5 protein-coding genes and 1 pseudogene are annotated in these 10440 nt (G+C 70.8%); 1 reads left to right on the forward strand and 5 read right to left on the reverse strand.

Annotation, left to right across the window (positions count from 1 at the left end):
* The 5 genes and pseudogenes from rpsB to MKK70_RS00545 all read right to left on the reverse strand — a co-directional run.
* A pseudogene (gene rpsB / locus MKK70_RS00525) lies at positions 1-246 on the reverse strand (30S ribosomal protein S2); the annotation flags it as partial.
* A 212-nt stretch (positions 247-458) separates the two neighbouring features.
* Complete coding sequence (locus MKK70_RS00530; RefSeq protein ID WP_147842999.1) at positions 459-3770, reverse strand: efflux RND transporter permease subunit; 3312 nt, start codon at positions 3768-3770, stop codon at positions 459-461.
* Between the two features lie 253 nt (positions 3771-4023).
* Positions 4024-7170, reverse strand: coding sequence for an MdtB/MuxB family multidrug efflux RND transporter permease subunit (locus MKK70_RS00535; RefSeq protein ID WP_243945352.1), 3147 nt, complete (start codon positions 7168-7170; stop codon positions 4024-4026).
* A 241-nt stretch (positions 7171-7411) separates the two neighbouring features.
* Positions 7412-8746, reverse strand: coding sequence for an MdtA/MuxA family multidrug efflux RND transporter periplasmic adaptor subunit (locus MKK70_RS00540; protein WP_243945354.1), 1335 nt, complete (start codon positions 8744-8746; stop codon positions 7412-7414).
* A gap of 277 nt (positions 8747-9023) precedes the next feature.
* Positions 9024-9164 (reverse strand): hypothetical protein, encoded by a 141-nt coding sequence (locus MKK70_RS00545; protein ID WP_243945356.1) that lies wholly within the window; start codon positions 9162-9164, stop codon positions 9024-9026.
* A gap of 304 nt (positions 9165-9468) precedes the next feature.
* Between MKK70_RS00545 and MKK70_RS00550 the strand changes: the two genes are divergently transcribed.
* Positions 9469-10440 (forward strand): aminotransferase (locus MKK70_RS00550; protein ID WP_243945358.1); only part of this gene is annotated, 972 nt, incomplete at its 3' end.

Here is a 10440-nt window from a genome sequence, read left to right on the forward strand (position 1 = left end):
GTTGACGTAGTACTGGGCCGAACGCTTGGCGGCCTCGGCGATCGTGTCGGCCGCCTGGCGCTTGGTGCCGACGAACAGCACGCGGCCGCCCTTGGCGACCGTGTCGCTCACCGCCTGCAGCGCGGTGTGCAGCGCCGGCACTGTCTGGGCGAGGTCGATGATGTGGATGTTGTTGCGGGTGCCGAAGATGTAAGGCTGCATCTTCGGGTTCCAGCGGTGCGACTGGTGCACGAAATGGGCGCCGGCCCTCGCGGGCGCCGCCCTGCTTGCACGCCAGCGGCGTCTCGACGGACGGGCGCGCGTAGTCTGGGCCGACGACGCAGGCAGACAGGGCGGTCGTGAGGGCGACGCGACCGCCCGTCCTCAGGACATGGCGCCAAGCTGGGTGCGCATCCCCTCTCCCCGCGCGCGGGGAGAGGGGGGTGCGCCGACCCCGTCCTGCATCGATCGAAACCGCATCATTCCCCCGCCGGCAGGGCCGCCGCGCCGCCGCGGCGGCGGGCGTTCACCCGGTGCCGGAGGCGGTCGAGGCAGAGGTAGACGACGGGGGTGGTGTACAGGGTCAGGATCTGGCTCACGATCAGGCCGCCGGCGATGGCGATGCCGAGCGGGCGGCGGAGCTCGGAGCCCTCGCCGCCGCCGAAGATCAGCGGCGCCGCGCCGAGCAGCGCCGCCAGCGTTGTCATCATGATCGGCCGGAAGCGCAAGAGGCAGGCCTCGAAGATCGCGTCGCGGGGGCTGGCGCCGCGCGTCCGCTCCGCGTCGAGGGCGAAGTCGATCATCATGATGGCGTTCTTCTTGACGATGCCGATCAGCAGGAACACCGCGATCAGCGCGACGATCGTGAACTCGGTGCCGGTCACCAGCAGCGCCAGCAGCGCGCCGATGCCCGCCGACGGCAGCGTCGAGAGGATCGTGACCGGGTGCACGAAGCTCTCGTACAGGATCCCGAGGATGGCGTAGACGGCCAGGATCGCGGCCAGGATCAGCAGCGGCTGGCGCGAGGCCGAGGCGACGTAGTTCTTGGCCGCGCCCGCATACTCGCCGTGGATGGTGGCCGGCAGGCGCAGCTCCGCCATCGCCTTGTCGATCGCGACGGTGGCGTCCGACAGGCTCTTGCCGGGGCTGAGGTTGAACGAGATCGTGGTCGCCACGAACAGGCCCTGGTGGCTCACCTGCACCGGGGCGTTGCCGGTCTCGACCCGGGTGAAGGCCGAGAGCGGCACCATGGTCTCGACCGCGGACGAGACCGGCGCGCTCGAGGAGGCGCTGCCCTTCGAGGCGGCGATGGCGTTGGCGGCCGCGTTCCGGGCCGAATCCGACGCGACCGCGGCGGCGTTGGTGCTGGCGTCGGCCGCGGCGGTGGTCGAGGGGACGGCGCCGGCGGGCGCCGCCGCCACCGTGCCGGCGACCGCGTTGGTGGTGGCCGAGCCGCGCGCCTTGCCGCCGGAGGTCGAGACGTAGAGCTGCTTGAGGGTCTCGGGGTTCTCCAGGTAGCGCGGCGCGATCTCCATCACGACGTGGTACTGGTTGAGCGGGTTGTAGATCGTCGAGACCTGGCGCTGGCCGAAGGCGTCGTAGAGGGTGTTGTCGATCTTGTCGGGCGTGATGCCGTAGCGGAAGGCGGTGGCGCGATCGATCACCAGCCGGCTCTCCAGCCCGCCCTCCTGCTGGTCGGAGGTGACGTCGGCGAAGGTCGGGTCCTTCTGCAGCGCCTGCACCAGCTTCGGCGCCGCCGCGTAGAGCTCGGCCGCGGTGTCGCCCTGCAGGGTGTACTGGTACTGGGCGAAGCTCTGGCGCCCGCCCATCTGCAGGTCCTGGCGCGGGAAGACGTAGAGCCGGGCGCCGGCCACCTGCGAGAGCTTGGGCCGCAGCCGGTTCGACACCTCGCCGATCGAGGCGCGCTCGCCCACCGGCTTGAGCCCGACGAAGACGTTGGCCGAGTTGGTGCCGCGCCCGCCGGTGAAGCCGACGACGCTGTCCACCGCCGGGTCGGCCTGCACGATCGCGGCGGCCTCCTTGAGCTTCTTCTCCATCGACTGGAACGAGATGCGCTGGTCGGCCTGGATGCCGCCCATCATCTGGCCGGTGTCCTGCTCGGGGAAGAAGCCCTTCGGCACGATGACGTAGAGGTAGACGTTGAGCCCGACCGTCGCGGCGAGCACCAGCAGCACGAGGCGCGGGTGCCCGAGCGCGACGCGCAGGGTGCGCTCGTAGGCGTTCAGCGTGCCGGTGAAGGCGCCCTCCAGCCCGCGGATCAGGATGTTGGGGCGCCTGCCCGCGCCGTGCGCCTCGGGGCGCAGGAAGCGCGCGCACATCATCGGCGTGGTGGTGAGCGAGAGCACGAGCGAGATCAGGATCGCCAGCGACAGGGTCACGGCGAATTCCTGGAAGATCCGCCCGATCAGGCCGCCCATCAGCAGGATCGGCAGGAACACCGCGATCAGCGACAGGCTCATCGAGATCACGGTGAAGCCGACCTCGCGGGCGCCGACCAGGGCCGCCTCGATGCGGGACTTGCCCATCTCGATGTGGCGCTGGACGTTCTCGAGCACGACGATGGCGTCGTCCACGACGAAGCCGGTGCCGATGATCAGCGCCATCAGCGACAGGATGTTGAGCGAGTAGCCGAGCAGGTACATCACCGAGAAGGTGCCGACGATCGAGATCGGCACCGCCACCGCCGGGATCAGCGTGGCGCGCCCCGAGCGCAGGAACGCGAACACCACGAGGATGACGAGGCCGACCGCGATCAGCAGCGTCTCCTCGGTGGCGGCCAGCGACGCCCGGATCGTCGCGCTGCGGTCGCCGGTGAGCTTCACGTCGATGCCGCCGGGCAGCGCGGAGACGATCTGCGGCAGCGCCGCCTTCACCCCGTTGATCGTGTCGACGACGTTCGAGCCCGGCTGCTTGTAGACGAACAGCAGCACGCCCTGCTTGCCGTTGACCACGCCGAGGTTGCGTCGGTCCTCGACCGAGTCGATCACCTCGCCGACGTCGGTGAGCTTCACCGCCGCGCCGTTGCGGTAGGCGACGACGAGGTCGCGGTAATCCTCCGCCTTGCGGCCCTGGTCGTTGGCGTAGAGTTGGAAGCGCCGGTCGCCCGCCTCGATCGCGCCCTTGGGCGAGTTGGCGTTGGCCGACGCCAGCCCCGCGCGGATGCCCTCCAGGCCGATGCCGTAGTGGAACAGGGCGGTCGGATCGAGCTCGACGCGCACCGCCGGCAGCGACGAGCCGCCGATGTCGACGTTGCCGACGCCGGGCAGCTGCGACAGCTTCTGCTGCACCACCGTGGCGCCGGCATCGTAGAGCTGGCCGGGGGTCAGGGTGTCCGAGGTCATGCCGAGGATGACGATCGGCGAGTCGGCCGGGTTGAACTTGCGGTAGGTCGGGTTCTGGCGCAGCGCGGTGGGCAGGTCGGCCCGCGCGGCGTTGATCGCCGCCTGCACGTCGCGCGCGGCCCCGTCGATGTCGCGGCTGAGGCCGAACAGCAGCACGATCCGCACGGTGCCGGTGGAGCTCGTCGAGGACATCTCGTTGACGTCGGCGATGCTGCCGAGCCGCCGCTCCAGCGGCGCCGCCACCGTCACCGCCATGGTCTCGGGGCTGGCTCCCGGCATCTGCGCCTGGACCAGGATGACCGGAAAATCCACCTGCGGCAGCGGCGCCACCGGCAGCTTCAGGAACGCGAAGAGGCCGGCGAGCAGCACGCCGACGGTCAGCAGCGTCGTCGCCACCGGGCGCCGGATGAAGGGCTCGGAGATGTTCATGGGCGAAAGCCCATAGGCGTCACGGCGCTGTTCCCCTCTCCCCGCACGCGGGGAGAGGCCCGGCTGCACCCCGTCGTGCTGCCGGGAAGCGCAGGCGAAGCCGCAGCGAGGGTGAGGGGGCGCGAGCGGTGGAGGCTCCTCCGCCGAAGCCCCCTCACCCTCGGCTGCCGCCTCGCCGCGACGACGACGAGGTCGTCGCGGCCCTCTCCCCGCAGGCGGGGCGAGGGGATGCGAGGCGCTGTCGCGATCTTCCTCACGGCAGCGCCTCGCCCGCCGGGAGGTCCGGCTCGGGTTCGCGGCGGCCGGTGATGCGGCGCTCGAGGCGGTCGAAGAACAGGTAGATCACCGGGGTCGTGAACAGCGTCAGCACCTGGGAGACGATGAGGCCGCCGGCGATGACGATGCCGAGCGGCTGGCGCAGCTCCGAGCCGACGCCGGTGCCGACGATCAGCGGGACCGCGGCGAACAACGCGGCCAGGGTCGTCATCAGGATCGGGCGGAAGCGCAGCAGGCAGGCCTCGTAGATCGCGTCGCGCGGGGACATCCCCTCCTCGCGCTCGGCCTGGAGCGCGAAGTCGATCATCATGATCGCGTTCTTCTTCACGATGCCGATCAGAAGCACGATGCCGATGATCGCGATGATGTCGAGCGAGAGCCCGAACAGCATCAATCCGAGCAGCGCGCCGATTCCCGCGGACGGGAGCGTCGACAAGATGGTGATCGGGTGGATGAAGCTCTCGTAGAGGACGCCTAGAACGATGTAGACGGTGACGATCGCCGCCAGCACCAGGAACAGCTCGTTCGAGAGCGCCGACTGGAAGGCGAAGACCGACCCCTGCGGCACCACGCGGAAGCTCGGCGGCAGGTCGATGCTTTTCCGCGCCTCCTCCACCGCGTCCACCGCCTGGCCGAGCGCGGCGCCCGGCGCGAGGTTGAACGACACGGTGGTGGCCGGGAACTGGCCGAGATGCGAGATCAGCAGCGGCGCCTGGCGCTCGTCGATCCGCGCCACCGCCGAGAGCGGCACCTGCCCGCTCGATGCGGTGGAGGAGGGCAGGTAGATCGCGTCGAGGCTGGCGATGGTCCTGTGCAGGTCGGGGTCGGCCTCGAGGATCACTCGGTACTGGTTCGACTGGGTGAAGATCGTCGAGATGATGCGCTGGCCGAACGCGTCGTAGAGCGCGTTGTCGATCGTCGCCGGCGTGATGCCGTAGCGCCCGGCCGTCGGCCGGTCGATCGTGACGTAGGCGGCCAGGCCCTGGCCCTGGTGGTCGCTGGCGACGTCGGCCACCACCGGCGACCGCGACAGCGCGTCGGTGAAGCGCGGCACCCAGGTCTCGAAATCCTCGAGGTTCGGCGTCTCCAGGATCACCTGGTACTGCGTCGCCGACACCGCGGTGTCGATCGTCAGGTCCTGCACCGGCTGCATGTAGAGGCGCAGGCCCGCGACGTCGGCGGTGGCCGCCTGGATGCGGCGGATGATGGCGCCGGCCCGCTCGGCCCGCTCGGCCTGGGGCTTCAGGTTGATCAGGAACCGGCCTGAGTTCAGCGTCACGTTCTGGCCGTCGACGCCGATGAACGAGGACAGGTTGGCGACGTCCGGGTCCTTGAGGATGATCGCGGCGATGCGCTGCTGGCGCTCGGCCATCGCGGCGTAGGACAGGGTCTGGTCGCCCTGCGTGATCCCCTGGATCACGCCGGTGTCCTGCACCGGGAAGAACCCCTTCGGGATCGTCACGAACAGGGTCGCGGTGAGCGCGATGGTGGCGAGCGTGACCAGCAGCGTCAGGCCCTGGTGGTCGAGTACCACCCGCAGCGCCCGGCCGTAGGCCGCGATGGTGCCCTCGGTGGCGCGCCGGCCCATCCGCCCGAGCACGCCCTCGCGGCGGCGGGTCTCGGCAAGGGACGCGGGAGATTGGGGCACGTGCTTGAGCAGGCGCGCGCACAGCATCGGCACCAGCGTCAGCGAGACCACCGCCGAGATGATGATCGTGGCCGCCAGCGTGATCGCGAACTCGTGGAACAGGCGCCCGACCACGTCGCCCATGAACAGCAGCGGGATCAGCACCGCGATCAGCGAGACGGTGAGCGAGATGATGGTGAAGCCGATCTCGCGGCTGCCCTTGAGCGCGGCCTCGAGCGGGGAATCGCCGTCCTCGACGTGGCGGGCGATGTTCTCGATCACCACGATCGCGTCGTCGACGACGAAACCGGTGGCGATGGTCAGCGCCATCAGCGACAGGTTGTCGAGGGAGAAGCCGTAGAGGTCCATCACCGAGAGCGCGCCGATCAGCGACAGCGGCACCGACAGGCTCGGGATCAGCGTGGCGGAGACGCTGCGCAGGAACAGGAAGATCACCAGCACGACGAGCGCGATGGCGAGCCCGAGCTCGAACTGCACGTCCTCGACCGAGGCGCGGATCGTCACCGTGCGGTCGGTGAGCAGGCTCACCTGGATCGCGCCCGGCAGCGTGCCCTGGAGCTGCGGCAGCAGCGCCTTGATCTTGTCGACGGTGGCGATGACGTTGGCGCCGGGCTGGCGCTGGATGTTGAGGATGATCGCCGGCGTCTCGTCGGCCCAGGCGCCGAGCTTGGTGTTCTCCGGCCCCTGCACCACGTCGGCCACGTCCGACATCTTCACCGGGGCGCCGTTCTTGTAGGCGATGATCGCGTCGTCGTAGGCCTTCGGGTCCTGGATCTGGTCGTTGGCGTTGATCGCGTAGCTCTGCTTCGGGCCGTCGATGGTGCCCTTCGGCGTGTTGACGTTGAGGTTGGTGATCGTGGTGCGCAGGTCGTCGATGTTCAGCCCGTAGGCGGCGAGCGCCCGGGCGTTGAACCGCACCCGCACCGCCGGCCGCTGGCCGCCGGAGATGCTGACGAGGCCGACGCCGGCCACCTGGGAGATCTTCTGGGCGAGCCGCGTCTCGGCGAGATCCCGCACCTGCGTCAGCGGCAGGGTCTTGGAGGTGAGCGCGAGCGTGATCACGGGCGCGTCGGCCGGGTTGACCTTGGCGTAGATCGGCGGCGCCGGCAGGTCGGACGGCAGCAGGTTGCCGGCGGCGTTGATCGCCGCCTGGACCTGCTGCTCGGCGATGTCGAGCGGCAGGTCGAGGTTGAACTGCAAGGTCACGACCGAGGCGCCGGCCGAGGATTGCGAGGTCATCTGGTTGAGGTTGGCGAGCTGCCCGAACTGCCGCTCCAGCGGCGCGGTCACGGCCGAGGTCATCACCTCCGGGCTGGCGCCGGGATAGAACGTCTGCACCTGGATCGTCGGGTAGTCGACCGAGGGCAGCGCCGAGACCGGCAGGTTCAGGTACGACACCCCGCCGACGATCAGGATCGCCAGCATCAGGAGCGTGGTCGCGACCGGGCGCAGGATGAAGAGGCGGGACGGGTTCATGCCGGGGCCCCCCCGAGCTCACGCCGGCCCTTCCCTCCCCCCTCCGCGGGGGAGGGTGGCCCCTGCGTCGGCAGGGGTCGGGAGAGGGGAGCGACGATGCCGAGTGAGGCGAAGCCGTCGCGCGCATCGGCTTCGAGGCCGATCCTTCGTTCGGATACGGCGCTCCCCTCTCCCCCCCTGCTGCGCAGGGTACCCTCCCCCGCAGAGGGGGGAGGGAGGCGCGTATCCTGGAAACCCGCGCTCACGGCTGCTGCCGCCGGCGGCCGCGCTTCTGTCCGGCCTCTTGGGCGCCGCCGGCGTCGGCGGCGGGGGTGACCTTCTGGCCGTCGACGCCCTCCGTGATCCGCACCGGGGCGCCGTCGCGCAGGCGGTCGGTGCCGTCGGTGACGACGCGGTCGCCGGCCTGGAGGCCGGAGAGCACCACCGTCCGCGTGCCGTCGGTCTCGCCGGTCTTGATCGGGCGGACTGAGACCTTCGCGTCGCCGTCCATCAGGTAGACGTAGGTGCCGGGCGTGCCCTGCAGGATCGCGCCGTTGGGGACCAGCGCCGCGTTCGCCACCGTGTCGACGGTGAGCTTGGCGTTGACGAACTGGTTCGGGAACAGCTCCTCGTCCTTGTTTTCGAACAGGGCGCGCAGCTTCACCGTGCCGGTGGTGACGTCGATCTGGTTGTCGACCGTGTCGAGGGTGCCGGTGGCGATCTCGTGGGCGTCGCCCCGGTCGTAGGCGCGGACCGCGAGCTTGGCGCCGGCGCGCACCCGGCGCATCACCCGGGAGACGTCGTCCTCGGGCAGGGTGAACACCACCGAGATCGGATGGAGCTGGGTGACGACGACGATGTTGGTCGAGGCCGCGGTGATGTAGTTGCCCTGGTCGACCTGGCGCAGGCCAACCCGGCCCTCCACCGGCGAGATGATGCGCGCGTAGGCGATGTTCAGCCGCTGCTGGTCGACGAGGGCCTGGTCGGAGGCGACCGTGCCCTCGTTCTGCTTCACCAGCGCGCCCTGGGTGTCGACGTTCTGCTTCGAGATCGAATCCTGCTGGGCGAGGCGCTGGAAGCGGGCCAGGTCCAGCTTCGAGTTCTGCAGCAGCGCCTGGTCGCGGGCGAGCTGGCCCTGGTACTGGGCGAGCAGCGCCTCGTAGGGCCGCGCGTCGATCTGGGCGAGGTAGTCGCCCTTCTTCACGGTCTGGCCCTCGCGGAACCCGATGTCGGTGAGGTAGCCGCTAATCTGCGATTTCACGGTGACGGTGGCCAGCGGCGTGACGGTGCCGAGCCCCTGGAGCACCACCGGGATGTCGCCGGTGACGATCTGCGCGATGCCGACCGCCTGGGGCACGTCCATGCCGCCGCGCTTGCCGCCGCCGCGGCCGCCTTTGCCCTGGGTCTCGCCGGGGCCGCCCGCGACCTGCGTGCGCCCGTCGTACCAGCGGTGGGCCACCGCGCCGGCCGCCAGCAGCGCCAGGAGCAGCAGCATCCAGCGGAAGGGGCGGAACCGGCGCGTCTTGCCGGGCGACGCGACCGGGTCCGGCTGGAACGCGCGCGCCGTGTCCGTGCGGATGGGTGAGCTCTCGTTCATGACTGATTAGACCACGTTCCGGACGCCGCCGCGCCCGTGTCGCGCCCTATCCTCTCGCTGTTTTCGTCCGCGGGCCGACCGTTCGTCGGCCCGGGGAGCGAATCCGACACCCTGGCCCCGGCCGCCTGTACGGCATCCGAACGGACCGTGCCCTGCGGCACCCGCGCCGGGCGCGGCTCGGGTCCGGGTGCGCCCGCTCGGCATCCCTGCGCCGCAGCCATCGCCCGTCAATGCGTCGTCAGTACGGCACCGATGTTTCGGTGCTGTTGCTGGCCCGTCAGGGCCGCTCCAGCGCGCGGTAGTACCGCACCACGTCGCGGTAGGTTTCGTCGACCGGCGCCACCGGGACCGCGCGCCGCAGGCCGAGGCCGAGGGCGCCGACGGCGAAGGCGAGCGCGAGGGCGCGGCGGGGGGACATGGCGGGCTCCGGCGATCCGTGACGGCAGGCGGACGAGGCCATAACGCGAAAAGGCCCGCCAACGAATTGGCGGGCCTCGCGACGACCGGTCCGGCGCCAGGTCAGGAACGGAACGAGGGGGCGGAGTTCCGCGCCCACCGGCGCCGCACCGGTCGTGTTCCCGAAAGCTATCTCACGGCTGATGAATGTCAACATTCGTCAGCCGTGAGGCCTGCCAGCAATCGCCGGTGGCGTGCGCTCCCGCACGTTTCGCGCGGGATCGGCGCCATGGTATCACCCCGCCGATGTCCGCCCCCCGCTTCGCATGAACCCGGTCCTCTCCGGCCTCCCGACCACGGTGTTCGAGACGATGTCGCGGCTCGCCCGCGAGCACGGGGCGATCAATCTCGGGCAGGGGTTCCCCGACGACCCGGGCCCCGCCGACATGCGCGCCCATGGCGCGCGGGCGCTCGTCGAGGGCTCGAACCAGTACCCGCCGATGATGGGGCTGCCGTCCCTGCGCGCGGCGGTGGCGGCGCATTACGCCCGGCACCAGGGGCTCGCCCTCGATCCCGAGACCGAGGTGATGGTCACGTCGGGCGCGACGGAGGCGCTCGCCGGCGCGCTGCTGGCGCTGATCGAGCCGGGCGACGAGGTCGTGCTGTTCGCGCCGATGTACGACGCCTACCTGCCGCTGGTGCTGCGCGCCGGCGGCGTGCCGCGGATCGTGACCCTGACGCCGCCCGCCTTCGGCCTCGACGAGGCCGCGCTCGCCGCCGCCTTCTCGCCGCGCACCAAGGTGGTGCTGCTGAACGACCCGCTGAACCCGAGCGCGACCCGGCTCGGCGCCGACGACCTCGCGCGGCTGGCCGCGTTCTGCCGCCGCCACGACGCGATCGCGCTGTGCGACGAGGTCTGGGAGCACGTGGTGTTCGACGGCGCCCGCCACGTCCCGCTGATGAGCCTGCCCGGCATGCGGGCACGCACGGTGAAGATCGGCTCGGCCGGCAAGATCTTCTCGCTCACCGGCTGGAAGGTCGGGTTCGTGATGGCCGACGCGGCGCTGATGCGGACGCTCGCCAAGGCGCACCAGTTCCTCACCTTCACCACGCCGCCGAACCTGCAGGAGGCGGTGGCCTACGGGCTGGCGAAGGACGATGCCTACTTCACCGGGATGCGCGCCGGCTACGCCCGCTCGCGCGACCGGCTCGCCGGCGGCCTCGCCGATCTCGGCTTCACGGTGCTGCCGGCGCAGGCGACGTGGTTCCTCAACCTCGACATCGCCGATCTCGGCCAC

The sequence above is a fragment of the Methylobacterium sp. E-041 genome (genome assembly GCF_022829665.1).
In the GTDB taxonomy this organism is placed as follows: Bacteria; Pseudomonadota; Alphaproteobacteria; order Rhizobiales; family Beijerinckiaceae; genus Methylobacterium.

Coding starts and splice junctions, on each gene's coding strand:
- MKK70_RS00545 (WP_243945356.1), bottom strand. CDS start 9,164: ATGTCCCCCCGCCGCGCCCTCGCGCTCGCCTTCGCCGTCGGCGCCCTC.
- MKK70_RS00530 (WP_147842999.1), bottom strand. CDS start 3,770: ATGAACATCTCCGAGCCCTTCATCCGGCGCCCGGTGGCGACGACGCTG.
- MKK70_RS00535 (WP_243945352.1), bottom strand. CDS start 7,170: ATGAACCCGTCCCGCCTCTTCATCCTGCGCCCGGTCGCGACCACGCTC.
- MKK70_RS00540 (WP_243945354.1), bottom strand. CDS start 8,746: ATGAACGAGAGCTCACCCATCCGCACGGACACGGCGCGCGCGTTCCAG.